This is a genomic window from Mesorhizobium sp. WSM4846, from assembly GCF_055811415.1.
Map to the genome: position 1 here is coordinate 58847 of NZ_JBVVPZ010000009.1, position 26192 is coordinate 85038.

Annotated in this window: 23 protein-coding genes and 1 pseudogene; 17 read left to right on the top strand and 7 right to left on the bottom strand. The window is 64.0% G+C overall.

Going from position 1 to position 26192, the window contains the following annotated elements; genetic code table 11:
- Position 1: 1 nt before the first annotated feature.
- From murG to AC0L15_RS10925, 15 genes and pseudogenes are all read left to right on the top strand, one after another.
- Positions 2-1129 (top strand): undecaprenyldiphospho-muramoylpentapeptide beta-N-acetylglucosaminyltransferase, encoded by a 1128-nt coding sequence (murG, locus tag AC0L15_RS10855; protein ID WP_287249543.1) that lies wholly within the window; start codon positions 2-4, stop codon positions 1127-1129.
- Complete coding sequence (gene murC, locus AC0L15_RS10860) at positions 1126-2532, top strand: UDP-N-acetylmuramate--L-alanine ligase (RefSeq protein WP_023798740.1); 1407 nt, start codon at positions 1126-1128, stop codon at positions 2530-2532. The genes murG and murC overlap by 4 nt, the downstream gene beginning before the upstream one ends.
- Complete coding sequence (murB, locus tag AC0L15_RS10865; RefSeq protein WP_287249544.1) at positions 2529-3494, top strand: UDP-N-acetylmuramate dehydrogenase; 966 nt, start codon at positions 2529-2531, stop codon at positions 3492-3494. Before murC ends, murB begins: the two co-directional genes overlap by 4 nt.
- Before the next feature lie 303 nt (positions 3495-3797).
- A complete protein-coding gene (locus AC0L15_RS10870) occupies positions 3798-4724 on the top strand; it encodes a D-alanine--D-alanine ligase (protein ID WP_287249545.1) in 927 nt (308 codons plus the stop codon).
- Positions 4712-5653 (top strand): cell division protein FtsQ/DivIB, encoded by a 942-nt coding sequence (locus AC0L15_RS10875; RefSeq protein WP_473496317.1) that lies wholly within the window; start codon positions 4712-4714, stop codon positions 5651-5653. Before AC0L15_RS10870 ends, AC0L15_RS10875 begins: the two co-directional genes overlap by 13 nt.
- Positions 5650-6957 carry a cell division protein FtsA gene (gene ftsA, locus AC0L15_RS10880; protein ID WP_023798744.1) on the top strand — a complete coding sequence of 436 codons (1308 nt, stop codon included), beginning with the start codon at positions 5650-5652 and terminating at the stop codon, positions 6955-6957. Before AC0L15_RS10875 ends, ftsA begins: the two co-directional genes overlap by 4 nt.
- A gap of 67 nt (positions 6958-7024) precedes the next feature.
- Complete coding sequence (ftsZ, locus tag AC0L15_RS10885; protein ID WP_287249549.1) at positions 7025-8683, top strand: cell division protein FtsZ; 1659 nt, start codon at positions 7025-7027, stop codon at positions 8681-8683.
- A gap of 273 nt (positions 8684-8956) precedes the next feature.
- On the top strand, positions 8957-9904 hold the full coding sequence (lpxC, locus tag AC0L15_RS10890; protein WP_128167160.1) for a UDP-3-O-acyl-N-acetylglucosamine deacetylase: 948 nt from the start codon (positions 8957-8959) through the stop codon (positions 9902-9904).
- A 212-nt stretch (positions 9905-10116) separates the two neighbouring features.
- Positions 10117-10986 (top strand): outer membrane protein assembly factor BamD, encoded by an 870-nt coding sequence (locus AC0L15_RS10895; RefSeq protein ID WP_473496318.1) that lies wholly within the window; start codon positions 10117-10119, stop codon positions 10984-10986.
- A 12-nt stretch (positions 10987-10998) separates the two neighbouring features.
- Positions 10999-12669, top strand: coding sequence for a DNA repair protein RecN (gene recN, locus AC0L15_RS10900; protein WP_287249551.1), 1671 nt, complete (start codon positions 10999-11001; stop codon positions 12667-12669).
- 140 nt (positions 12670-12809) lie between these two features.
- Positions 12810-15014: an NAD-dependent DNA ligase LigA gene (ligA, locus tag AC0L15_RS10905; RefSeq protein WP_023798749.1), complete on the top strand. Its 2205-nt coding sequence runs from the start codon at positions 12810-12812 to the stop codon at positions 15012-15014.
- Positions 15014-15706 carry a DUF2461 domain-containing protein gene (locus AC0L15_RS10910; protein WP_128167282.1) on the top strand — a complete coding sequence of 231 codons (693 nt, stop codon included), beginning with the start codon at positions 15014-15016 and terminating at the stop codon, positions 15704-15706. Before ligA ends, AC0L15_RS10910 begins: the two co-directional genes overlap by 1 nt.
- Positions 15707-15935: 229 nt before the next feature.
- Positions 15936-16664 (top strand): AzlC family ABC transporter permease, encoded by a 729-nt coding sequence (locus tag AC0L15_RS10915; protein ID WP_128167158.1) that lies wholly within the window; start codon positions 15936-15938, stop codon positions 16662-16664.
- Positions 16661-16957 (top strand): AzlD family protein, encoded by a 297-nt coding sequence (locus tag AC0L15_RS10920; protein ID WP_128167156.1) that lies wholly within the window; start codon positions 16661-16663, stop codon positions 16955-16957. Before AC0L15_RS10915 ends, AC0L15_RS10920 begins: the two co-directional genes overlap by 4 nt.
- Before the next feature lie 74 nt (positions 16958-17031).
- Positions 17032-17160: pseudogene (locus AC0L15_RS10925) on the top strand (DUF1501 domain-containing protein); the annotation flags it as partial.
- A gap of 39 nt (positions 17161-17199) precedes the next feature.
- On the opposite strand, the gene AC0L15_RS10930 reads toward AC0L15_RS10925, so the two are convergent.
- The 5 genes from AC0L15_RS10930 to AC0L15_RS10950 form a co-directional block, all read right to left on the bottom strand.
- A complete protein-coding gene (locus tag AC0L15_RS10930) occupies positions 17200-18132 on the bottom strand; it encodes a DUF1501 domain-containing protein (protein WP_473496319.1) in 933 nt (310 codons plus the stop codon).
- Between the two features lie 28 nt (positions 18133-18160).
- Complete coding sequence (locus AC0L15_RS10935) at positions 18161-20068, bottom strand: DUF1800 family protein (RefSeq protein WP_287249553.1); 1908 nt, start codon at positions 20066-20068, stop codon at positions 18161-18163.
- A 54-nt stretch (positions 20069-20122) separates the two neighbouring features.
- On the bottom strand, positions 20123-20452 hold the full coding sequence (locus AC0L15_RS10940) for a hypothetical protein (protein WP_473496320.1): 330 nt from the start codon (positions 20450-20452) through the stop codon (positions 20123-20125).
- Entirely contained in the window at positions 20449-20997 is a 549-nt protein-coding gene (locus AC0L15_RS10945; protein ID WP_128167148.1) for an RNA polymerase sigma factor, read from the bottom strand. Before AC0L15_RS10945 ends, AC0L15_RS10940 begins: the two co-directional genes overlap by 4 nt.
- A gap of 198 nt (positions 20998-21195) precedes the next feature.
- Positions 21196-23043, bottom strand: a complete 1848-nt coding sequence (locus AC0L15_RS10950) for an aminopeptidase P family protein (protein ID WP_287249555.1) — start codon at positions 23041-23043, stop codon at positions 21196-21198.
- Between the two features lie 450 nt (positions 23044-23493).
- On the opposite strand from AC0L15_RS10950, the gene AC0L15_RS10955 reads away from it, so the two are divergent.
- Positions 23494-23823 carry a hypothetical protein gene (locus tag AC0L15_RS10955; protein ID WP_353682784.1) on the top strand — a complete coding sequence of 110 codons (330 nt, stop codon included), beginning with the start codon at positions 23494-23496 and terminating at the stop codon, positions 23821-23823.
- Between the two features lie 35 nt (positions 23824-23858).
- Here the strand turns inward: AC0L15_RS10955 and AC0L15_RS10960 are convergent, their stop codons facing one another.
- A complete protein-coding gene (locus AC0L15_RS10960; RefSeq protein WP_287237255.1) occupies positions 23859-24731 on the bottom strand; it encodes a 50S ribosomal protein L11 methyltransferase in 873 nt (290 codons plus the stop codon).
- 86 nt (positions 24732-24817) lie between these two features.
- Positions 24818-25393: an SCO family protein gene (locus tag AC0L15_RS10965; RefSeq protein WP_473496321.1), complete on the bottom strand. Its 576-nt coding sequence runs from the start codon at positions 25391-25393 to the stop codon at positions 24818-24820.
- A 211-nt stretch (positions 25394-25604) separates the two neighbouring features.
- Between AC0L15_RS10965 and AC0L15_RS10970 the strand changes: the two genes are divergently transcribed.
- The gene (locus AC0L15_RS10970) at positions 25605-26129 is read left to right on the top strand and encodes a CreA family protein (RefSeq protein WP_473496353.1); all 525 of its coding nucleotides are present in this window, start codon (positions 25605-25607) and stop codon (positions 26127-26129) included.
- The last annotated feature ends 63 nt before the right edge of the window (positions 26130-26192 follow it).

A 26192-nucleotide genomic window follows, 5' to 3' on the forward strand; every position in this document is an offset into this window, starting at 1 on the left:
AATGTCGAGGGGCGCGATCCTTCTGGCGGCCGGCGGCACGGGCGGGCATCTCTTCCCGGCCGAGGCGCTGGCGCACGAGCTGATCAGGCGCGGCTGGACGGTGCATCTCGCCGCCGATGATCGTGCCGAGCGTTTTGCCGGCCAGTTCCCGGCGGCGGGCATCCATCCGATCCAGTCGGCGACCATCGGCTCGAAAAACCCCTTCGCCGTGCTCGCCGCCTTCTGGAAGATCTGGGGCGGCGTGCGGCAGGCATCGGCCGTGATCGGCCGGGTCAAGCCCGCCGTCGTGGTCGGTTTCGGCGGCTATCCGACACTGCCGCCGCTCTATGCAGCGACGCGGCGCAAGGTGCCGACGCTGATCCACGAGCAGAACGCGGTGATGGGGCGCGCCAACCGCGCGCTCGCCGGCCGTGTCGATGCCATCGCCGGCGGGTTCTTGCCGGAAGATTCAAGCGCTGCAGGCGCCAAGACGGTGACGACCGGCAATCCGGTCAGACCGCAAGTGCTGGAGGCGGCAAAGACGCCCTATGCGGCGTCGACCGGGGAGCAGCGGTTCCGCTTTCTGGTGTTCGGCGGCAGCCAGGGCGCACAGTTCTTTTCCGATGCGGTGCCGGCGGCGGTTCGACAGCTTTCCGATGCACAACGCAAGCGGCTTGATATCACCCAGCAGGCGCGTGCCGACGATGTCGAGCGGGTGAAGGCGGCCTATGCCGCCCTTGGCGTCGAGGCTGAGGTGTCGCCCTTCTTCACCGACATGGCGGCGCGCATGGCTGCGGCGCACCTGGTGATGTCGCGGTCCGGCGCATCGACCGTATCGGAAATCGCGGTGATCGGCCGGCCGGCGCTGCTGGTGCCCTATCCGCATGCGCTCGACCACGACCAGGCCGCCAATGCCGCGGCATTGGCGGCGGCAGGCGGCGGCGAAGTGCATCCGCAATCGACGCTTTCGTCCGAGCGCATCGCCGCGCTCGTCGGAGCGCTGATGGACGATCCGGAGCGGCTGACCACAATGGCAGCGGCGGCGAAATCGGCCGGAAAACCGGACGCGGCACGGTTGCTCGCCGATCTGACAGAGGCTATTGCGTCGAAGAAAAGCGTATCGGAATTCAGGAAGGAGACGCACGTATGAAGATGCCGCAGACGATCGGCCTCGTGCATTTCATCGGCATCGGCGGTATCGGCATGAGCGGCATCGCCGAGGTGCTGCATAATCTCGGCTACCAGGTGCAAGGGTCCGACCAGGCCGACAGCGCCAATGTGCAGCGGCTGCGCGACAAGGGCATCGAATGCTTTGTCGGTCATCATGCCGACAATATCGGCGATGCCGAAGTGGTCGTCGTCTCGACGGCGATCAAGAAATCCAATCCGGAGCTGAAGGCGGCACGCGAGAAACTGCTTCCCATCGTCCGTCGCGCCGAGATGCTGGCCGAACTGATGCGCTTCCGGCAGGCGGTGGCCATCGGCGGCACGCATGGCAAGACGACGACGACCTCGATGGTGGCGACGCTGCTCGAGGCCGGCGGGCTCGATCCGACCGTGATCAATGGCGGCATCATCAATGCCTACGGCACCAACGCCCGCATGGGCGATGGCGAATGGATGGTGGTGGAGGCCGATGAGAGCGACGGCACGTTCCTGAAGCTGCCGGCCGAGATTGCCGTCGTCACCAATATCGATCCCGAACATCTCGACCATTACGGCTCCTTCGACAAGGTGCGCGAGGCCTTTCGCCAGTTCGTCGAAAACGTGCCGTTCTACGGCTTCGGCGTCATGTGCACCGACCATCCCGAGGTGCAGGCGCTGGTCAGCCGCATCGAGGACCGGCGCGTCATCACCTATGGCGAGAACGCACAGGCCGACGTGCGTTTCATCAATCACCGCATGGATGGCCCGACCTCGGAATTCGACGTGGTGATCCGCGACCGCAAGACCGGCGGCCAGTCGACGATATCAGGCCTGCGCCTGCCGATGCCCGGCCGTCACAACGTCGCCAATGCGACGGCGGCGATCGCCGTCGCGCATGAGCTCGGCCTTTCGGCCGAGGCGATCAGGAAGGGCCTGTCGTCCTTCGCCGGCGTCAAGCGGCGCTTCACCCGTACCGGTTCGTGGAACGGCGTCGATGTGTTCGATGATTACGGCCACCATCCGGTCGAGATCACGGCGGTTCTCAAGGCGGCGCGCGATGCCACCAAGGGCCGCGTCATCGCGATTGCCCAGCCGCACCGCTTCACCCGGCTTCACGATCTGTTCGACGAGTTTTCCGTCTGCTTCAACGATGCCGACACGGTGATGGTGGCGCCGGTCTATGCGGCAGGCGAAGAGCCGATCGACGGGGTGACGTCCGAGGCATTGGTGTCGCGCATCCGCTCCGGCGGCCATCGCGACGCGCGCTACATCGAAGGCCCCGCGGCGATTGCGCCGGTTATCCGCGACCTGGCCAAACCAGGCGACTTCATCGTCTTCCTCGGTGCCGGCAACATCACCCAATGGGCCTACGCGCTGCCCAGGGAACTCGGCGGTACTGCCTCATGATGCGTGGCCAGGCATTGATCGACAAGCTTGGCGGCCGGCTTGCCGGCCTGCGCGGCCGCATCACGCCCAATGCCGAGATGGACAAGATCACCTGGTTCCGCGCCGGCGGGCTGGCCGACGCGCTGTTCCAGCCGGCCGACGAAGACGATCTCGCTGCGTTCCTGGGAGCAGTGCCCGAAGAGATACCGCTGACCACCGTCGGTATCGGCTCGAACCTGCTTGTCCGTGACGGCGGTATTGCGGGCTTCGTCATCCGGCTTTCGGCCAAGGGCTTTGGCGAAGCCGAAGTGATTGCGCCGACCACGATCAAGGCGGGTGCGGCCACGCCCGACAAACGCCTTGCCGCTGTCGCCTATCAGGCTGGCGTAGGCGGCTTTGAGTTCTACCACGGCATTCCGGGCGCCATCGGCGGTGCGCTGAGGATGAATGCCGGCGCCAATGGCGTCGAGACGCGCGAGCGCGTCGTCGAGGTGCGGGCGCTCGACCGCAAGGGCAATGTGCACACGCTGAGCAACGCCGATATGGGTTACGCCTATCGCCATTCGGCAGCACCTGCCGGGCTGATCTTCACATCGGCGGTGTTCGAAGGCGTTGTGGCAGACAAGGCCGCGATCAAGGCGGCGATGGACGCCGTCCAGCATCATCGCGAGACCGTGCAGCCGATCCGCGAAAAGACCGGCGGCTCGACCTTCAAGAATCCGGAGGGCACCTCGGCCTGGAAGGAGATCGACAGGGCGGGCTGTCGGGGGCTGATGATCGGCGGCGCGCAGATGTCGCCGATGCATTGCAACTTCATGATCAACACGGGAACCGCGACCGGCTACGACCTTGAATATCTTGGAGAGACGGTGCGCGCGCGCGTGCTCGAAAGGTCGGGCATCCGGCTGCATTGGGAAATCAAGCGCATCGGCAAGTTCCGGCCAGGGCACGAGGTCCAGGAATTCCTCGGACAGTTGCTGTAAGGACTCAACAACACAGTTTTCGCGGCCGTTTTTGCGGAAAGTGAATCTCGCGGAATCGTAAGGACTTGCCAGCGATTCAACTCTCTGATTCTCTGCCCTGAAGCGTTTCCTGATTTGAGTCGTTTCGACGCGTCACCAGCGTTTTTCCGTCAGGGGCTGCCTGCCGGGAAAACTCGGGGACCGATGGTGCAGAAATCATCAGAGCAGGGACTGCTCCGAGCGTTTGAGTGTATGGCCCTTTCCGGGGCGTGTGAGATGCAGACCCGCAGTGAAAGGGCCCGCCGTGATAGGGAATGACGGGAAATGAAAAGCAAGCACGTGGCCGTCCTTCTGGGCGGATTCTCGTCCGAGCGGCCCGTGTCCTTGTCTTCGGGGAAAGCCTGTGCCGATGCGCTCGAGACGGAAGGCTACCAGGTCACTCGCGTCGACGTCTCGCGCGATGTTGGATCGGTGCTGGCTGAGCTCAAGCCTGATGTTGCCTTCAATGCGCTGCATGGTCCTTTCGGCGAGGACGGCACCATCCAGGGCATCCTCGAATATCTTGCCATCCCCTACACCCATTCCGGCGTGCTCGCCTCGGCGCTTGCCATGAACAAGGAGCAAGCCAAGAAGATCGCCAAGTCTGTCGGCATTCCGGTCGCCGAATCGAGGGTGGTCAATCGCTTCGCCATCCAGAACAAGCACCCGATGAAGCCGCCCTACGTCGTCAAGCCGGTCAATGAGGGGTCGAGCTTCGGTGTCGTCATCGTGCACGAAGGGCAGTCGCATCCGCCGCAGGTCATCGGTTCGTCCGACTGGAAGTATGGCGATACCGTCATGGCGGAGCGCTATGTGCACGGGCGGGAGTTGACCTGCGCGGTGATGGGCGATGTGGCGCTCGGCGTCTGCGAGATCATCCCGACCGGCCATTCCTTCTACGACTATGATTCAAAATACGTCGCGGGCGGATCAAAACACGAATGCCCTGCAAAAATTTCACCGAATATTTACCAAAAAATACAGACACTGACGCTCAGGGCTCACCAAGCCATCGGCTGCCGGGGCGTTTCCCGGTCGGACTTCCGTTATGATGATCGACACTCCGAGAACGGCGAAATTGTCTGGCTCGAGGTCAACACTCAGCCCGGCATGACGCCGACATCCTTGGTGCCTGAGATCGCCGCGCAGGCGGGACACTCGTTCGGCGATTTGTTGAGTTGGATGGTGGAGGACGCTTCGTGTCTGCGTTGAGGTGGGGACAGGGCAAGGGGAAGGGTGCGGCCGGGCCGATGCTGTTCGGCGTGGCGTTGTCGTTCGACCATTTCGTGCTGCCGCGCCTGCTTCGCCGGCCGGCGCGCATGCTGGCGCGTCTGGGCGAGGACGACTTCGAGGTGCCGCCGTTTTTCGCAGCCGTGCTGTCGGCGGCGCTGCTCGTATCGGGCAGTGCCTATGGCGCCTATCTCGGCGGGCATGTCGACGCTATCGTCCAGGGCATCACCGCCCGCACCGGCTTTGCCGTCGACCAGATCAAGGTCGTCGGCAACCGCGCAACCTCCGAGATCGATATTCTCGACAGGATGCAGCTCGATGGCTGGACGTCGCTGATCGGCTTCGATGCCGAAGCCGCGCGGGAACGCATCGCCACGCTGCCCTGGGTCGAGGTTGCGGCGGTGCGCAAGGTCTATCCGCACACGCTGGAGGTGCGCATCGAGGAGCGTGAGCCCTTCGCGCTCTGGCAGCAGGGCAGCGAGCTTTCGGTCATCGAGCGCTCCGGCGCCGTGATCGCGCCATTCTCCGGCGGCAAGCAGTCGCTGCTGCCGCTGATCGTCGGCACCGGCGCCCCGGCCAAGGCGCCGGATTTCCTGGCCAGGATCAAGAAATACCCAGAGCTTGCCGCACGGATCAAAGGCAACATCCGCATCGGCGAACGGCGTTGGGACCTGAAGCTGGAAAACGGCATCACGGTCAAGCTCCCCGAGGATGGCGAGGACCAGGCGATCGCCGATCTGCTCAGGATGGACCGAGAGAACGGGCTTTTGACGCGCGATATCGCCGCCGTCGACATGCGCCTTTCCGATCGCCTCGTCGTCCAGTTGACGCCGGAGGCGGCGACGCAGCGTCAGGCCGCGCTCAATGAAAAGCCGAAAATGCCGAAGCGCAAGCCGGAGACGAAGATATGAGCTGGCTTGGCGGCAACAGCGATGCCTCGTCGCGCCGGTCCGGCATCATGACGGTGCTGGATGTCGGCTCGAGCAAGGTCTGCTGCGTGGTGGCCAAGCTCAAGCCGCGCGAGGACGGCATGCTGCTGCGCGGGCGCTCGCATCGCATCCAGGTGATCGGCATCGGCCACCAGAAATCGCAAGGCGTGAAATCGGGTGTCGTCATCGATCTCGACAGGGCCGAGCACGCCATCCGCCTTGCCGTCGATGCCGCCGAGCGCATGGCCGGGCTGACCGTCGATTCGCTGATCGTCAACATGACGGCCGGCCGGCTGAAGAGCGAAAGCTTCTCGGCAACCATCAACCTTGGCGGCCATGAGGCGGACGAGGCCGACATCAAGCGCGTGCTTGCCGCCGGCGCCAAGCAGGCGCTGCGGGCCGAGCGCGAAGTGATCCATTCGCTTCCCGTCGGCTTTTCGCTGGACGCCGAGCGCGGCGTGCGTGATCCGCGCGGCATGGTCGGCGACCAGCTCGGCGTCGACATGCACGTGCTGACGGGTGACGCGGCACCGTTGCGCAATCTGGAGCTTTGCATCAACCGTTCGCACCTGTCGGTCGAGCGCATGGTGGCGACGCCCTATGCCAGCGGTCTTGCCGCACTGGTCGACGACGAACTCGAGATGGGCGCAGCCTGCATCGACATGGGCGGCGGCACCACGACGATCTCGATGTTTTCGGAAGGCAAGTTCGTTCATGGCGACGCCATCGCCATCGGCGGCAACCACGTTACGCTGGACATGGCCAAGGGCCTGTCAACCTCGCTCGATGCCGCCGAGAGGCTGAAAGTGATGCATGGCTCGGCGCTGCCCGGCAGTGCCGACGACCGCGACCTGGTCTCGATACAGCCGATCGGCGAGGACGGCGAGGTGCCGCTTCAGATCCCGCGTTCGGTGATGACGCGCATCATCCGGGCGCGCATCGACGAGACGCTCGAACTGTTGCGCGACCGGCTGAACAGGTCCGGCTACGGCAACGCGGCCGGCAAGCGCGTCGTGCTGACCGGCGGCGCCAGCCAGCTTTCCGGCCTGCCCGAGGCAGCGCGCCGCATTCTCGGACGCAATGTGCGCATCGGCCGTCCGCTCGGTGTAGCGGGCCTGCCGGAGGCGGCCAAGGGGCCGGCTTTCTCGACGCCAGTCGGGCTTCTGATCTACCCGCAGATGGCGAATTTCGAGAGCCATCCAGCGAAAGGAATTTCTGGTCTCAGGATGACCGGAACAGGCGGAAAACTGCATCGAATGAGTCAGTGGTTGAGAGACAGTTTTTAAATTGACGGGGACAGCCCCATAGGCGGCCGCAGCGGCGAAGCGGCGGGAAAGGCAAAGGACGGAGACAATGACCATCAATCTGCAAAAGCCGGACATCACCGAGCTGAAGCCGCGTATCACCGTGTTCGGTGTCGGCGGCGGCGGCGGCAATGCCGTCAACAACATGATCACCGCCGGCTTGCGCGGCGTCGAGTTCGTGGTGGCCAATACCGATGCGCAGGCGCTGACCATGTCCAAGGCGGATCGCCTGATCCAGCTCGGCGCGCATGTCACCGAGGGCCTGGGTGCGGGGTCGCAGCCGGAAGTCGGACGCGCCGCGGCGGAGGAATGCATCGACGAGATCGTCGATCATCTCTCCAACACCCATATGTGCTTCGTCACTGCCGGCATGGGCGGCGGCACCGGCACGGGGGCCGCGCCGGTCGTTGCACGTGCGGCGCGCGAGAAGGGGATTCTCACCGTCGGCGTCGTCACCAAGCCGTTCCATTTCGAAGGCCAGCGTCGCATGAAGACGGCGGATCTGGGCATCGAGGAATTGCAGAAATGCGTCGATACCCTCATCGTCATCCCCAACCAGAACCTGTTCCGGCTGGCCAATGACAAGACGACCTTTGCCGACGCTTTCGCCATGGCCGACCAGGTGCTCTATTCCGGCGTCGCCTGCATCACCGACCTGATGGTCAAGGAAGGGCTGATCAACCTCGACTTCGCCGACGTCCGCTCGGTCATGCGCGAGATGGGCAAGGCGATGATGGGGACGGGCGAAGCTTCCGGCGAGGGGCGCGCCATGGCCGCCGCCGAAGCCGCGATCGCCAATCCGCTGCTCGACGAGACCTCGATGAAGGGCGCCAAGGGGTTGTTGATCTCGATCACCGGCGGCCGCGACCTGACCCTGTTCGAAGTCGACGAGGCGGCGACCCGAATTCGCGAGGAGGTCGACCAGGAAGCCAACATCATCCTGGGTGCGACCTTCGACGAGGATCTCGAAGGCGTCATCCGCGTCTCGGTGGTTGCTACCGGCATCGACAAATCGGCGGCAGAAATCGCTGCCGCGCCGATCGCCATCCGCACGGCTCCGCCAAAGCCGGTCAGCCGCCCGGCCGCTCCGGTCACGGAAAGCCGTCCGGCGCCTGTCCAGCAGGGAGGCTACGAGCCGCGCGCCGCCGATCCGGTCGCCGAGGCAATCCAGCTCGCCGAGGCGAATGCGGCGGCGATGGCGCGTCCCGCGCCGGCCTCCCAGGCGGAAGATTTCCGCCCGCAGAGCAAGATCTTCCAGGCGCCGCCGGCCCAGCCGCAGCCGATGCTGCAGCCAATGGTTCAGCAAACGATGCAGCCCGCGCTGCAGCGTGAAGTGCTTCAGCCGGCAGCGCCCCAGCGCATGCCGCGCGTCGAGGACTTTCCGCCGGTGGTGAAAGCCGAGGTGGAAGCCAAAAGCCGTCCGGCCGACCACGAGAACAGCGGACCGATGGGACTGCTCAAGCGCCTGACCAACGGCCTTACCCGTCGCGAAGAAGAGCCTGCACGGCTGCAGCCGGCGCAGCCGCGCGAGCCGAAACTGCGTCAGGCGGCACCCGAAGTGCGCCGCCTTGCCAGCCAGGATCCGCAGCTTTACGCGCCACGCCGCGGCCAGTTGGACGACCAGGGCCGGCTGACGCCGCAGAGCAGGGCTGTCCAGGAAGACGATCAGCTGGAGATTCCGGCATTCCTGCGCCGCCAGGCCAACTAACCTGTTAACGGACCGTAACAGTTGTTAACAGGCAGACAAGAAATTGTTTGCCTGTTAACGCTAAAAGTGCCTGTAAAACAAGGAGTTATGAGACCGTATCCGGTTCGGATCGCGGTTACAGAAAGTAAGAAACCGTGATTTGGAGACTTCCTGCCGGACCACTATCTTCGCCGCGATCAATTTCGGTTTGCTGGGATTCGGGGAAGTGGCCCTGCCTGCCGATCAAAGAGCCGCGCCCTTGGGCTTATGAAGCGGACGTAGGCAGTATGGGCTATGGGGTTTGTTTTGCACGACTATCAGACGACACTTAGATCGCGTGCGACGCTGACCGGCACCGGCGTTCACAGCGGCAATTCCGTTACCGTTCGTTTCCTGCCGGCAGACGCTGATACGGGTGTCGTGTTCCAGCTTTCGAATGGAAGCGAAGTCCGGGAGTTCCGCGCACTCGTTTCCGAGGTCGGCGCCACCGATCTGTGCACCATGCTCGGCGATCCGGCAGGCGAGCACATCGCCACAGTCGAACATCTGATGGCCACGGTTTTCGGGCTCGGCATCGACAATGTCGTCATCGAGATCGACGGCCGTGAGGTTCCGATCCTTGACGGCAGCGCCATGGCGTTCGTGGAGGCTATCGACCAGGCGGGCATCGATACACTGCCGGTCAAGCGCCGCTACATCAGGGTGGTCAAGCCGGTTCGCATCGAGAACGGTGCCTCCTGGGCGGAGTTCAGGCCCTATGACGGCACGCGCTTCGAAATCGAGATCGATTTCGAAAGCCCGGCGATCGGCCGTCAGCTCTTTGCATCCGACATGAACGCCGACATTTTTCGCCGCGATATCGCGCGGGCCCGGACCTTTGGTTTCATGAAGGACGTCGAGCGGCTGTGGGCAGCCGGCTATGCGCTCGGCTCCTCGCTGGAAAACTCCCTGGTGATCGGCGACGACAACCGCGTGATCAACATCGGAGGCTTGCGCTATCCCAACGAATTCGTGCGCCACAAGACGATGGACGCCATGGGCGATCTGGCGCTGGCCGGCGCCCGGTTCATTGGCTGCTTCCGTTCCTATCGCGGCGGCCACAGGCTGAATGCGGCAGCGCTGCGCCGCCTTTTGTCGGACCGTTTGGCGTTCGAGATCGTCGAGACGACACGCCGCGAGCGCGGTCGCACCGTCGAAAAGAGCGCCGTCTATGCACCTGTCTACGCGCCCTGGATGATCTGATTCTTAACGTTTGCGTTTTATGGCCGCCGGCCTGTGTTGCATGAATGCACCATCGGCCGGCGAAATCACGCAAGTGTGCGGGCTGCGCCAGGCTGCCACAAAAATGTGCGAATGGCCGGAGATAGCGTTGCCGGGCACGGCGATTATGGTTATGCCTGCTGCCCCAGGGCGAAATGTCGACTGAAATGACGCCGAAAGGGCGGAATCCAATCATGTTCTTCAAGCGAATTGGTCAATCGAAAGCGCCGCATCGGGCTGTTTTCCTGGCGCTTTCGGTGGTTGTTCCATCGCTGTTCCTGTCGGCCTGCATGTCGTCCGAAAAGGATGTCGACCTGTCGACCTATGTCGAGCAGACCGAGCCGGCAGACGTTCTCTACAATCAGGGCCTCGCCAATCTGAATGCCGGGCGCCTGCAGGAGGCGAGCCGCAAATTCAGTGCGGTCGACCGCCAGCATCCCTATTCCGAATACGCCCGCAAATCGATGGTGATGGGCGCCTTTGCCGATTATCGCCAGGGCAACTATACCGAGGCTGTCGGTTCGGCCAAGCGCTATCTCACGCTCTATCCGTCGACCGACGACGCTGCCTATGCCCAGTACATCATCGGGCTGAGCTACTACCGGCAAATCAGGGATGTCACCCAGGACCAGAAGGAAGCGCGTCAGACCGTGCAGACGATGCAGGATCTTGTGACGCGCTGGCCCGATTCCGAATATGTCGATGACGCCAAGGAAAAGATCCGCTTCGCCAACGACCAGCTCGCCGGCAAGGAGATGCAGATTGGCCGCTACTATCTCGAGCGCCGTGAATACATCGCCGCCGTCAAGCGGTTCCGCGTCGTGGTGGAGACCTATTCCAACACGCGCCATGTCGAGGAAGCGCTCGCGCGCCTTACCGAAACCTATTATGCGATGGGACTGACATCGGAAGCGCAGACTGCCGCTGCTGTGCTTGGCACCAACTATCCCGACAGCGTGTGGTACAAGGATTCCTACAAGCTCCTGCAGACTGGTGGGCTCGAGCCGCGCGAGAATGCGGGCTCGTGGATCGCCAAGGCTGGGAAGCTGATCACCGGCGCCTGAGCGGCGCGTCACATGCTTTCCAGACTGTCGATCCGCGATATCGTTCTGATCGAGAAGCTGGACATCGACTTCTCGTCCGGTCTTTCGGTGCTGACCGGCGAAACCGGTGCTGGAAAATCCATCCTGCTCGACGCGCTGTCGCTGGCGCTTGGCGCCCGCGGTGACGCCTCGCTGGTGCGGCATGGCGCGGCACAGGGCCAGGTCATTGCCGTGTTCGACGTGCCGCGCAACCATCCTGCCCGCATGCTGCTTGCCGACAACGCTATCGAGGACGATGGCGACATCATCCTGCGCCGCGTGCAGACGGCGGATGGCCGTACCCGCGTCTTCGTCAACGACCAGCCTTCCAGCGTGACACTGATGCGCGATGTCGGTCACGCGCTGGTCGAGATCCACGGCCAGCATGACGAGCGTGCCCTGGTCGATCCCGGCGCCCATCGCGAATTGCTCGACAGTTTTGGCGGTCATCTCGGCGCTGGGCGGGCGACCGGCGAGGCTTGGCGGTACTGGCGGGCCTGCGAACAGGAACTTTCGCGGCATCGCGCCAAGGTGGAAGCGGCGGCCCGTGAGGCCGACTATCTGCGCGCCGCGGTCGCCGAATTGACGAAGCTCGACCCAAAGCTCGGCGAGGAAGCCGACCTTGCCGAGCTGCGCGCCTCGATGATGCGGGCGGAAAAGATCGCCTCGGAAATCCATGACGCGCAGGATGTGCTCTCAGGCCCGTCTTCGCCCCTGCCGCAACTCGCCAGCCTGTTGCGGCGGCTGCAGCGCAAGGTGACCGAGGCGCCCGGCCTGCTCGACGACGTGGTCAAATCGCTCGATGAGGCGATGCTGTCGCTCGACGCAGCGCAATCGGGCGTGGAAGCGGCACTTCGCGCCACCGAATACGATCCGCGGCGGCTGGAACAGGCCGAGGAGCGGCTGTTTTCGCTGCGCGCCGCCTCACGCAAGCACAGTGTGGCGGTCGACGATCTGGCGCAATTGCGCGATACGATGGCCGCCGATCTTGCCGATCTCGACGCCGGCGAGGAGCGCCTGCACGGGCTGCAGAAGCAGGCCGCCGCCGCGCGCGAGACCTATGACATTTCCGCTGCCCAGCTTTCGTCGCTTCGCCATGCGGCGGCGGTCGGATTGACAAGGGCGGTGATGGCCGAACTGCCGGCGCTGAAGCTCGAACGGGCAGCCTTCATCGTCGAAATGACAAGCGAGGCCGAGAGCCGCATGGAAGACGGCATCGATCAGGTCGAGTTCTGGGTGCGCACCAATCCCGGCACAAGACCGGGCCCGATGATGAAAGTCGCCTCCGGAGGCGAACTTTCGCGGTTCCTGCTGGCGCTGAAGGTGGCGCTGGCCGACCGCGGCTCGGCGCCGACCTTGGTGTTCGATGAAATCGACACCGGCGTTGGCGGTGCGGTGGCGGACGCCATCGGCCAAAGGCTGGCGCGGCTGTCGAAGCGCGTGCAGGTGCTTTCGGTCACGCACGCGCCGCAAGTGGCGGCACGCGCGGCAACGCATTTCCTGATCTCCAAATCCGGCAGCGCCGATCGCGTCGCCACCGGCATCGCCGAGATGGACCGGGCGGCGCGCCAGGAAGAGATCGCGCGGATGCTTGCCGGGGCGACCATCACCGACGAGGCGCGCGCAGCGGCCGAGCGGCTGCTTCGCGAAAACACCGCAGCATAGCGGAGCTCATGCTCGGCGTCGTGGATCGAGTCAGGATGTGGCTCCATCCCGCTGTTCAGCAATGATTTTTTCGTGCCCGGTCTCTCCCTCATCAGAGAATCCTGTTCTATTGTGTCGCGCCATCGGGAAGGGAGCAATGCATGGCCGAAAAACCAGTTGATTCGCTGAGCGAAAGCGAGGCCGCAAGCGAGCTAAAGCGGCTGGCGGCTGAGATCGCCGAGCATGACCGGCGCTACCACACCGAGGATGCACCGATTATAACGGACGCGGAATATGACGCGCTAACGCGGCGCAACCTCGCCATCGAACAGCGCTTCCCCGCTTTGCTGCTAGAGGATTCGCCATCGCGCCGAGTGGGCGCGCCACCGGCGGAAGGCTTTGCCAAGGTGCGCCATGCGGTGCCGATGCTCAGTCTCGCCAAGGCCTATACCGACCAGGACGTCACCGACTTCATCGAACGTGGCCGTCGATTCTTTGATCGCGACAAGGACCTCGACATCGCCTTCACGGCTGAGCCGAAGATCGACGGGCTATCGGCTTCTTTGCGTTATGAAGGTGGTGTGTTCGTGCAGGGAGCAACGCGCGGCAACGGCGCCGTTGGGGAGGACATCACCGCCAATCTCAGGACAATCGCCGACATTCCCAAGACACTGAAGGGCTCAGGCTGGCCTGATATCATCGAAATACGCGGTGAGGTCTATATGACCTATGCAGAATTCAAGGCGTTGAAGGAACGGTCGGCAGCGGTCGGCGGCCAGGACTACGTCAATCCGCGCAATACGGCGGCCGGATCCTTGCGCCAGAAGGATCCGTCCGTTACCGCCAGCCGCAAACTCAAGTTCTTTGCCTACGCATGGGGCTATACATCCGAGGACCCAGCTCCGACCCAATACGATTCAGTGCAAAGATTCGCGGAGTGGGGGTTCAAGATCAGTCCGCTGATGGTGCGGGCGAAGTCGGTCGAGGAACTGGTCGCGCACTATCACCTTATCGAGGCCCAGCGCTCATCGCTTGGCTACGACATCGACGGCGTCGTCTACAAAATCGACCAGTTGGAGTTGCAGCGCAGATGGGGTTTCGTCACCGGCGAACCACGCTGGGCCATCGCCCACAAATTTCCGGCTGAACAGGCGATGACGACCGTGCTTAGGATCGACATTCAGGTCGGCCGTACCGGCACGCTGGCGCCCGTTGCACGGCTAGCTCCCGTCACCGTTGGCGGCGTGGTGGTCGAAAATGTCACGCTTCACAACGAAGACTACATCAAGGGTCTGGACAGCAACGGCCAGCCGATCCGCGACGGTTATGACGTACGTATCGGCGACACAGTCGTGATCCAGCGGGCAGGGGACGTTATTCCGCAGATCGTCAGCGTCGTTATCGACAAGCGTCCGCCTGATGCCGTGCCCTACGAATTCCCGCACAAGTGTCCGATCTGCGGCTCACCCGCAACGCGCGAGATCAACGAAAAGACTGGCAAGGAAGATTCCCGTCGACGCTGTACCGGCGAACTGGTCTGTCCCGCGCAGGCCGTGGAAGGATTGCGCCACTTTGTGTCACGCGGCGCCATGGATATCGAAGGCCTGGGCGCTGAAAACATAGACCTGTTCTTCAATGCGGGGTTGATCAAAACAGCCGCCGATATCTTTACTCTCAGGGATCGCCGTCCCGCCGTCACCAAGGCTCTGGCTGAGCGGCGCGAGGAGCAGGCCAGACAGCGCGAGGCCGCATCGGGCAAGACGCGCAAGAATGTACGCGGTGTCGAGGAACGCAACTACGAAGGTCTCGACAAGCTCTTCGCGGCCATCGACGCTCGTCGCGAACCGGAACTCGATCGCTTTATTTTTGCGCTAGGCATCCGCCATATCGGCGAAACCACGGCCGCTGTGCTTGCTCGAACCTTCTCGACCATCGAGGAGTTGATCCGCGTCAGCAAAGAGACAGCTGCGGCGGACGATCCACACACGGTTTTTCCATCGGTCAATGGCATCGGCGACACGGTGATAGGCGCGCTTCGCGATTTCTTCGGCAATGAACGTAATGACGACGTGCTTGCAGCGCTGCTCGCGCAGGTCCGGCCGAAGCCGTACATTGTCAACGTCTCAGCCGGCAGCGTGGTTGCCGGCAAGACGATCGTGTTTACAGGCACGCTGGAAAAGATGACGCGCCCTGAAGCCAAGGCGATGGCCGAACGTCTCGGCGCGAAGGTCGCGGGCTCGGTTTCCGCGAAGACCGATCTCGTGGTGGCGGGCCCAGGTGCTGGCTCCAAGCTCAAGCTTGCCACCGAACTCGACATCGAGGTGATCGACGAAGACGCTTGGTTGGCGCGGATCGGCAAGGCGTGATGGAAGGCGCGTTCACCGGTTTCGGCCAAAAGGCAATTCCCTTCCTCAAGGCGCTCGATTTTCACCAGAGCCGGGAGTGGTTTCTGGAAAACCGCGATCTCTTCGAAACCGAGCTGCGCGACCCCTTCGGCGATCTGGTCGAAACGCTCTCCGAGCGCTTCGCGGCAGCGGGGCTGGGCTTGCGCGGCGATCGCAAGAAGTCGCTGTTCCGGATCAATCGCGACGTGCGCTTCGCCAAGGACAAGCGGCCCTACAACCGGCATCTGTCGGCAATCCTCTCGCCTGATGGCACCAAGATGGAACAGGGCGTGTTCTTCATCCATATCGGGCTTGAGCGCTGCTTTGCCGGCGTTGCCTGGTGGCAGCCGGGGCCGGCGCTGCTGCTGGCGATGCGCCAGGCCATCGCGGCGCGGCCGGGTGAATTCCGGGCGCTGATCGAGGCGCTGAAGCAAAACCGCCTCGAACTCGATGCGGAAGGCTGCATGAAGCGCGCGCCACGCGGCTTCGAGCATGTCACGGCGGCCGATCTCGCGGCGGCCATCCGCAACCGGCATTTCGCCGTCCGGCACGAAGTCGACCCTGCGGGAATCCACGGGCCGGCGCTGGTCGACGAGCTGGTCGATTTCGCCTTGCGGGCCAAGCCGCTGCTCGACTGGGGCAGGGCGATCGAAGCCAAGGTCCCGGTGGACTGAGCACTGGCCGAAACGCGCACGCCTGAACCTGCGACGAGGATCACTTCCGCTGATCGTTGGCTCAAGCGAATTGGTGTGACAAGGCTGACAGCGCTCCCTACATACCAGCTTTCCCCCGCATCGGCCCGAAAATCGGGATCGATTTTCGGATGGCCCGACGCGTGGATTCAAAGTGTTAGAGCGTCCTTTGATCGTCCAAAAGAACGAGCGGTGCTCCGAGGAGTGGCTGATGTCGGCGGAAGCAATCTCCGAAAACCGCGCAAAAAGCGATTTCTGGCAAGGCGTGCGGCTCAGCATGCCCGTCGTGGTGGCGGCGGCGCCGTTTGGACTGCTGTTCGGGGCGCTCGCCGTAGACAACGGATTTTCGGTGCTTGAAGCCTTGCTGATGAGCGCCATGGTTTTCGGCGGCGCCAGCCAGATGGTCGGCATCGAATTGTTCGGGCAGCATGTCGCGCCATGGCTGATCGTGCTGTCGATCTTCGCCGTGAATTTCCGCCATGTGCTTTACTCCGCGGGCATCGGCCGGCGCATCGCGCACTGGCCGCCGGTGCAGCAGGCGGTCGGCTATTTCCTGCTCACCGATCCGCAGTTCGCCGTGGCCGAGCGCAAGGCCGAGGCTGGCGAGACGGTCGGCTTCGCCTGGTATATGGGGCTTGGCCTGCCGGTCTATGTGTTCTGGGTGACCGAAAGCGCGCTTGGCGCGGTATTCGGCAGGCTTATTCCCGATACCCATGCGCTGGGCATCGATTTTCTGCTGCCGATCTATTTCCTCGGACTGGTCATGGGCTTTCGCAAACGGCCACTGTGGCTGCCGGTGGTCGTCGCCAGTGCTGCTGCCTCCATCATCGCCTACAAGACGGTGGGCTCGCCCTGGCACGTCTCGATTGGCGCCGTGGCCGGCGTGCTGCTCGCGGTCATCCTGCCGCCGCGCCACAGCGGCGTGGAGGCGCGGCCATGAGCACAACCTTGTGGATCATCATCGCCGGCGCGATCGCGACCTATCTGACCCGCATCGGCGGCCATCTGGTGATCTCGCGCTTCGAAAACATCCATCCGCGCGTCGAGGCCGGGCTGAACGCTGTGCCTGCCGCAGTGCTGACGACGCTGGTGGCGCCGACAGCACTTGGCGGCGGGCCGGCGGAATGGGCGGCATTGATCGTCGCCGGGCTGGTCTCGCTGCGCAGCGGGCTTATGGCGATGTTTTTGGCCGGCGCCGTCGTGCTGGTGCTGGCCCGGCAGTTCGTCGGGTAACCGGACCGGCTGAGTACGCCAGTCCTATTTGCGCACGATGTTGGAGATCGCGGGATCGAATCGACCTCCTGCAAAGAGCCTGCGCCGTCAACGGCACTGGCGGCACCGACCACGGTACGGCATCGGCTGCGATGATCGCTGGCGGAGCGGTGAATGGCGGGCGGGTGCTGGCCGACTGGCCGGGACTGTCTGCATCGTCTCTTGCGGATCGAGACCAAACGTTTCGGCTGATGTCACCGCAATCAGCGCGTCGAGGTCGAGCGTCGGGGCGAGGTCGCGTCCTTGGTAGAGTGCACCGGTAGGACAGTGCGGCCGAACTCGGTGGCGACCAGCACGGTCGTATCCTTCCAGATATCGCTGAGGCCAACGTGCAACCCATCGATGAGCGCGTCGAGCGCTCTGAGCTGGTTGGCCAGCCTGGCTTGCTGGCCGCTATGGGTGTCCCAGCCGCTGGTTTCGATCATGGCAACGCGCGGTCCGCCGGCCTTGGCGAGGAAGCCCGCGGCGGTGCGGCCGACGCTCGCTGCGTCCTTGCGCTGCGCGTTCACCGCGCCCAACGCCCGTGTCTCCATCGCGCTGTTCCACAGCGCATGCAGCTGTTCGTCGGCGTCATAGAGCTTGCCGACGCGCGTCATCAGGTCGTCCGGCGCCTCTGGCAGGGCGGACGGCGCATAGGAGGTGACGTCTGCCTCGCCTCGCAGCGCCAGCGGGATGGTCGGTGCAAAAGCGATTGCTTCGCCGCGAGACTTCGGCAGCATGCCGACCAGCCGGTTCAGCCAACCGTCCTTGCGCTCGTAGGGCGAGCTGCCGCCGCTTTCGAGCACATTTTGACCGTCGAAATGCGAGCGCTCGCGATAGGGCGAAGCGACCGCGTGGACGAACAGCGCCTGCTTGTCCTGATGCAGCTTGCGGAGACCGGTGAGCGAAGGATGCAGGCCAAACGTGCCGTCAAGCTTTATCGGATCGTCGATGGCCAATGGGGCGCGCAGTGCGCGGTAGGCGGGGTCGGCATAGGGAACGATGGTGTCCAGCCCGTCCGCGGCGCCGCGCTGGATGATGAAAACGAAGCGGCGATCGGTTTCCACATTGGCGAAGACGATGCGCGGCGCGATCAGCATCGAGCCGAGGCCGGCGCCGGCGAGAGTAAGGAATTGACGGCGTTCCATCTTGGTCATCTACTCTGGAAATCATCTTCGCTGAAAGTCATCTTCGTTGGAATTCGGGCGACACGAGCAGCAGCGCGATGCCTGTGCGCCGGCTCTCGGCGCGCTCGATCCCGGCCATCGTCAGGTCGCTGAGTGAGCCGGCAAAGAGTTTTCGCGCGAGATCTCGCGGATCGATATCGCCAACCTGCGCGGCGAGGCGCTGCGCCACCTCGACCCGGCGGACCAGTGCGTCGGGTGCTGCCCAACTCCCGGCAACATCGTCATAGCCGGCCGGCGAACGCGGCCGCCATACCGGTTGGCCGAGTTGGTTGAGCAGTTGCGCCAGACGCGGCTTGCCGAGTTCGCTGCGGCCCAGGCCGCGCAGCGCCGAGATCGTCCATTCCCACGGCGTCTTGAACTTCGCCGCTGCTGGTTGCCAGGCTTCTGGACTGTCGAGGAGCGCGCGGTAGACCGCGACGAGATCGCCCTTTGACCGGCGAAAGGCTTCGGCGAGCCGCGTCACGACCGCGGCCGGCGGCTCGTCGGCGATGAAGTGGCGCGCCAGCTTGGTTGCGATGTGCGTTGCGGTTGCCTCGGCCGCCGCGAGGTCGCCGAGCACGGCGAGCGCCTGTTTGTCGCCGCGCTGGTCGTAGGTCTGGCCGATGATCGTGCGTTGGCCCGGTTCGTGCAGCCCGGGTCGAAAGGTGAAAGCGCCGGCCTGGCCTCGCCCTTTAGCGCGTCCGGTGCTGAAACCGGTCAGCGCCAGTGCGAATTCGGTCACGTCGGCCTGGCTGTAGCCGGAGCGTGCACCGAGTGTGTGCAGTTCCATGATTTCGCGGGCCAGGTTCTCGTTGATGCCGGGTTTGCGCTTGGCGTTGCGTTTTGCGGCGCGTTTGGCAACTTTCGAATTGGGACCGATCCAGCGCACCTGGTCGAGATAGAACAGCATCGCCGGGTGGCGCTCGGCGGCGAGCAGCATATCTTCGAAGCGGCCGAGCACATGTGGGCGGATCGCCTCGCGCTCGACGGCGCCGGCGATCAGGGTCACCTGCGGTTTCTCCGCCGAGATGGCGAAATGGTTCGACCAGAAATGCACGAGCCGTTCGACGAAGGGGGTCGATGTTTCGAGCGCTGCGCGTGCTCGCATGTCGACCTCGTCGCGATATAGCGCTTGAGCCTCCTGGCGTGCCGCCTTGCGGGCGGCCATCTTTGCGGCCGCGTCGGCGTCTTTGGCCTCGAGCATCGCTTCGGCATAGCCGGCGCCGAGTGTGGCCGAGTCCTGCGCGCCGGAAAAGACCGCCGGGTTTGCGTCGTAACTTTCGAACTGCGCTATCAGCCAGGATTTCGGGTCGGCCGGCGCCTCGTCGTCGGGCCGGGCGCCCAGGCCGAATCGGTTGAGCGCAACCGCGACATCGCTCGGACTTGCCAATGTGCCTCCGTCAGCATTGCTTTTGGAGGCTTCAACGCGGCAGCGACTGGAATCCGTCGCTGTTTCAGCTCTATTTTCGCCCGCTCGGCGCAGCATGTTGCTGCGGCCGCGCAGGCCGTCGACAAGTCGCGCCCTGTCGGCTGGCGTCAGTCCCGTCGCGAAGGTCACGATTGCCTGTTCGAGCCGGCCGCGCAGCGCCATATCGGCTTGCCGGACCGAGGCGAGCGTCTCATTGACCGCCGCTGCGTCGATCGGCTCAGCCTCGATCAGGCGCGCCACCGCCTCGCGGCCGACCCGAGCCGCTTCGATGTCGGCAGCCGACTGGCGCCGCGCCTCTGCGAGCGCCTGGCGGAACGCCTTGCGCTGGTCGGGCGACAGGCCGGCCGCGGCGAAGCGCAGGCCGCGCTGGTCGCCCGCTCTGTCGCGCTGCCCCTGCTGCGCCTGCCATATATAGCCAGCGCCGGCGGCGGCGCCGAGCACGAAGACGTTCAGTGCCAACGAGACGGCAAGCAGGATTCTGATGCTGCGTTCGCTCATTGCACGTCCCCCTGCATGTCGCCGAATGCGGTCAGCGCATAGGTGTCGCCATCGTCAGGGGTGCTGTTGGGTGGCAGCAGCACGGCGACTGTCAGCGCCCCGGCCAGCGCGCCCGCCAGTCCGATGCCGGCCAATCCGGCACACCGCCAGACGAGCTGGGTGCGGCGCTGTGGCGATGATCCTTCGCGCGAGCGCGTCGTCCGGAGCTGCGACGCGATGGCGCGACAGCAGATCGTCGAGCTCCACCGCCGGTGCAAGCGCGGCTTCGGCTTGAGCCGGATTGGCGGCGATGAAGTCCAGCGCTGCCGTGCGCTCGTTTTCAGGCCAGCGCTGCGGCGACCCGCCATAGGCGGCAACGAGCTCGGAAAACCTCTCTGGAGTCATGTCATTTCGTCCCTGTCTCGTCCGAGCCTGGATCGCAGCTGCCGCCGCGCCCGCGACAACAGGCTTTCCAATGCCTCGATGCTGATGCCCATGACCTCTGCCGCATCGCCGTTCGAAAGCTCCTGATAATACTGCAGCACGATCGCCTCGCGCTGGCGCTCCGGCAGCTCGGCCAGCGCGCGCCGCACCTGGTGCTGATCGTCGGCCGCGAGCATATCCGCTTCCACGCCCGGGCGTTCGTCGGGGCGATCGGGAAGTTCCGCCACCGGCGTCTCCCGCCGCCTGCGCAGCCGGTCGTAGCAGAGATTGAGTGCGACGCGATGCAGCCAGGTGTCGAACTTCGCCTCGCCGGCGCGCCAGCCCGGAGCCGCCCGCCAGATGCGCAAGAACGTCTCCTGCGCGACATCCTCGGCCTCGCCGCGGTCGCCCAGCATTCGCGTGGCGAGACGGATCAGCCGCGGCAGCTTGCGCTCGACCATGGCTTCCACCGCAGCCGCATTGTTCTGAGCGATCAGCGCCAGCAGCCGCTCGTCGGTTTCGCCCACGCTCTGCCTTCTCGTTCCACCACGCCAGACCTTGTGCCGACACGACCGTCATCCTGCACCCGCCATGTGTCTTCAACGAGTTTCGCTGCGAAATCCGTCGGCGACCCTTGGAGGTTAGAAGGCAGCGATAAGGCCGCAGGCCATTGCCTGCGGACCGGCATCCTGGGTCCCTAGCTGACCCACCGCCTTTCCGAAAAATCAGGACTTCTGGTCGTGCGGCAGCGGTGCGGTTGCCTTTTCCAGCCAGGCCAGCGTCTCGCCATCGAGCATCGGTCCGATCTCGGCCAGCACAAGCTGGTGGTATGTGTCGAGCCAATGCAGCTCGTCGCGCGTCAACAGGTCGGATCGCACCAGCCTGGTGTCGATCGGCGCCAGCGTCAGCGTCTCGAAGCCATGCACGGCGATGTCGCCGCCCTCTATCGGCTCGGCCGGCGTCACCAGTATGAGATTCTCGATGCGAATGCCGTAAGAACCCTCCTTGTAGTAGCCCGGCTCGTTGGAGACGATCATGCCTGCCAGCAGCTTTTCGGTGCCGGTCCTGGCGATGCGCTGCGGGCCCTCGTGCACGGCCAGATAGGAGCCGACGCCATGGCCCGTGCCATGGGCGAAATCGCAACCGTGTTTCCACAGGGCAAGGCGCGCCACGGCGTCGATCTCGGAGCCACGCGTGCCCGGGGGAAAGCGCAGCATGGAAATGCCGATCATGCCCTTCAGCACCAGCGTGAAGCGTTCGCGCATTTCCTCGGTCGGTGTGCCGATCGGCACGGTGCGGGTAATGTCGGTGGTGCCGTCCTGATACTGCCCGCCCGAATCGAGCAGGAACAATTCGCCAGACTGAAGCTTTCGGCTGGTGGCGCGGGAAACGCGGTAGTGCATGATGGCGCCGTTCGGGCCGGCGCCGGCGATGGTGTCGAAGGACACGTCGCGCAGCGGCATTTGCGTTTCCTCGCCGGTGCTGCGGCGGCACTCCTCAAGCTTGGTGACGACGGCGATCTCGTCGAGCTTGCCCGGTTCCTGGCGGTCGAGCCAGCAAAGCAGCTTGGCGACCGCGGCGCCATCGCGGCGGTGCGCGGCGCGGGCGCCGTTGATCTCGGCCTGGTTTTTCGTCGCGCGCGGAATGCGGGCAGGGTCTGGCGCAGTGATGACGGTGCCGCCATTGTCCTCGACCAGCATCCTGAGCTTCTCCGCCGCCAGCACCGGATCCAGCGCGATCTTCGCGCCGCGCTTGGCCAGGGCTGCGATAACAGCTTCGAATTCACCGGGTCCGTGCAATTCAGCGAGCTGCGTCAGATAGGCCGCGACGGTGCGTGAAAACTTACGCTGGTCCATGAAAAGCAGGTGCGATCGATCGGCGGCGAGCACGGCGAAGCCGAGCGCCAGCGGCGTGTGCGGCACATCGCCGCCGCGGATGTCGAAGGCCCAGGCGATGGAGGACGGGTCGGTCAGCACGGCATGGGTGGCGCCATCCTTGCCGATCGACTCGGCCAGCCGCGCCAGCTTGTCCTTGGCCAATTCGCCGGCAAAGCCGATAGGATGAAGCTCGACCGGCGCCAGCGGCGGTTCGGGCTGGTTCTCCCAAATGGCGTCGATCGGATTCCTCTCGAGCGGCACCAATGTCGCTCCCGATTTTTCGGCCGACGCTTTCAGCGCTTTCACGTCGCCGATCGTCTGCAGCCACGGGTCGAAGCCAAGCCGCACGCCCTTGCCGAGATTGTCCTTGATCCAGGTGGCGGGCGGATTGTCGACCAGGCTCTCGATCGAAAAGATGTCGAGATCGACCTCGTGGCGCACCTGCAGCGTGTAGCGGCCGTCGACGAACATGATGGCACGTTCGCCGAGCACGATTGCGACGCCGGCCGAGCCGCTGAAGCCGGTCAGCCATTTCAGCCGCGCCGAGCGGTCGGCGACATATTCGCCCTGATGCTCGTCGGCACGCGGCACGATGAAGCCGTCCAGCCCGTTGGCCGCCAGCCATTGACGCAGCAACGCCACACGTGGCTTGCCGACGGCGGGGTCGCCTGCGGAATCAAAGGTCTGGAACATCATGGCCTCTCCTCGGATGCTGGATGTGAGCGGCGGACTTTCAAGTCGAACCGTGCCGCCGCTCACATCTAGCCTTTTGTTTGAGCATCGGGTTGTCCCAAACCGGTTTCCACTTTTTGGGCCCGATGCTTTGGCGCGACCGTAGCGCATGACCCCGGAAATCGGAATCGACTTTTGCTACGCCAGGCGCCGGCCGAATTCGGTCCAGCAGGGCAATCGCTTCAGGTCTGCGCTGCCCCTCATCTGCCTGCCGGCATCTTCTCCCCGTATAGTGACGGGGAGAAGGGGCTGACCGCAACCTCGGCATCCTTTCCGCAACGCTGGAGATTGGCGAAATCGTTCGCGAAGGCGTTTTTCTCCCCGTCACTATACGGGGAGAAATGCCCGGCAGGGCAATGAGGGGCAGCGCCGACATCGACGGTGATCATTCTACGTGAGCTGGGAGGCCCTCTTTTGCCTGCAGTGATTGCCCTGTTCGGTCCAGCATCGCTTTTGCGCATGGACGCCATGCAGAATCAGCGATTTAAAAAAAGGTCAGCAGAGCTTACCTTTTTGGCGTGGAGGAACGAGTCTTACTGCCCTGCAAAGGAGACCATCATGTCCACGATTTCAGCCAGACGCGGATTTTTTAGAAGCGCCGTGAACGCTCTCATCGAAGCGCGCCAGCGCGAAGCGAGCCGCTATGTGAGCGGGGTTCTGCTTGGCTTTGACGACGAAACGCTGAAAGCGAACGGCTACGATCGCGAAGAACTGAAGAAGGCGGCAAGGTCGCGCTATGTCTGAGCGAATTTGCGGCGTGCGATTGAAGGCGCTGCGCGTCACCGCTTGAGGTGGATCGTCACCCAGCCTTCGCGATGCAACGTCCTGACATGGCGGAACTGCTGGCCGACATAGGCGGAGATCACCGCGTCGCGCTGCCGGTCGAGGATGCCCGACAGCACGATCGAGCCGCCCAAACCGACATGCCTGGCCATTTCGGGCGCCAGCCGCATCAGCGGCCGCGCCAGTATATTGGCGACGATGAGGCCAAAAGGCCCGCGCGCGGCAAAGATCGGATGATGAAAGCCCGGCGCCGTCACCGTTTCGACGAGCGCCTTGACGTGATTGAGCCGCGCGTTGGCGGCGGCGACTTTTGTGGCGACCGGATCGATGTCGGTCGCCAGCACCGGGATATGGGCGAGCTTGGCCAGCGCGATGGCCAGCACCGCGCTGCCGGTGCCGAGGTCGAGCGCGTTGCGCGGGCGTTCGCGCCGCACGACCTGTTCCAGCATTTCGAGGCAGCCGGCGGTGGTGCCGTGATGGCCGGTTCCAAAGGCGAGGCCCGCTTCGATCTCGATGGCGAGCTCGCCGCTGTGGCGCTTCCTGCGGTCATGCGCGCCGTGGACGAAGAAACGGCCGGCGCGCACCGGCTTCAGTCCCTCCAGCGAACGCGTCACCCAGTCGATATCAGGCACGGGCTCGCGCGCAATCGGCCTCGACAGGGCCAGCCCGGCAAGGATCTCCTTCAAGCGCGCCTCGACGGCATCGACATCGCCGTCGGCATAGAGTGACACTTCGTGGATGTCGCGGTCCTCGTCGACTTCGACCAAGCCAATCGGCAGGCCCTCATCTTCGAATGCCGCTTCGAACGCCGCGAAGATACGGTCGGCCTCGATCTTTCCAGTGCTGAAATAAAGCCGCGTTTGGGTCATCAAACGATTTTCTTCGTAAGCATGATCTTGTCCGAAAACCGGTTCCCACTTTTCGCTGGCGCGGACCGTCGGTTCGGGACCATGCACTAACCTGCCGCCAGCCGCTTGAGCTTGGCGATGGCGGCGTCCGGGCTTTCGCCATAGGCGATGGTGCCGGCGAAATCGCCCCTGGCGTTGAGCAGCAGCACCGAAGCAGTGTGGTCCATCGTGTAGTCGCCGTTGCCGGTATCGACCTTTTTCGAATAGATGCCGAAGGATTTGGCCATGGCGCGGACCTTGTCCGGGTCGCCGGTGATGCCGAGGATGCGATCGGAGAAGTTGCTGATATAGGCGTTCATGATTTCGGGCGTGTCGCGCTCCGGGTCGACCGTCACGAAATAGGCGCGCAGGTTCTTGCCATCGTCGCCCATCGTCTTCAGCCAGCCGGCCAGTTCGAACAGCGTGGTCGGGCAGACTTCCGGGCAGTGGGTGAAGCCGAAGAAGACGACGCTGGGGTGGCCGCGAAAGGCAGCCTCGGTGATCGGGGCGCCCTTCTGGTCGACCAGCGTGAACGGCGCGCCGAACGGCTCGCCGCCATAATGCCCACGGTACCACTCGAAGGTGAGCCAGCCGATGCCCGCCGCCATCAGGACGAGAATGCCGACCAGTATTGAACGCATCATCAATTGGCTGTCCGTCGCGATTTTCATCGGCGCCGTATCGGCGCCTTTGCAGCTTGTTGGCGAACACTCTTAACGGTTTGATCTCGCTCGCGCAAAGATGTCGCGTTGCCGCAACCGGCTTTCCCTAAAAAATGATCCGCTTGCAAAGTGCTGCCCGCCGTCCCACCTGAGGTCGGCAAAACTCGAACGGCAGGAGGCTTCCTTGCAAGGAATGATTGGGCAAGGACTGTTTGGGCAAGGACTGATTGGGCGAAAACTGATCGGCGGCGCTTTGGCCGCGTGCCTTGTCGTCGGTGCTGGTGCGGCTGTCGCCCAGGAGGTCGGCAAGGTCGGCGTCGACTGGCTCGGCAACGACATCATCGTCGAGGCGATCAAGGACCCGAAGGTAGAAGGCGTGACCTGCCATGTCTCCTATTTCGACCGTGGCGTGATCGATCGCCTGCAAAAGGGCAACTGGTTCGAGGACCCATCCGATTCCTCGATCGCCTGCCGCCAAACCGGGCCGATCACCATCGGCGACATCGACATGAGCGAGGCCGGCGAAGAGGTGTTCAAGCAAGGCATCAGCCTGATCTGGAAGAAACAGGTGGTGAACCGCATCTACGACAAGACCAACGAGACCCTGATCTATCTGTCGCATTCGCGCCAGGTGCAGGACGGTTCGGCGAAAATGTCGGTCACCACGGTGCCGCTCTATGGCCAGAACGTGGTGTGGACCAACGGCAAGCCGAAATAGGCTCTGGAAACAGGTGACGACGATTGGTCCCCGCTTGCGGGACCAATCGCTCGGGCGTAAAGC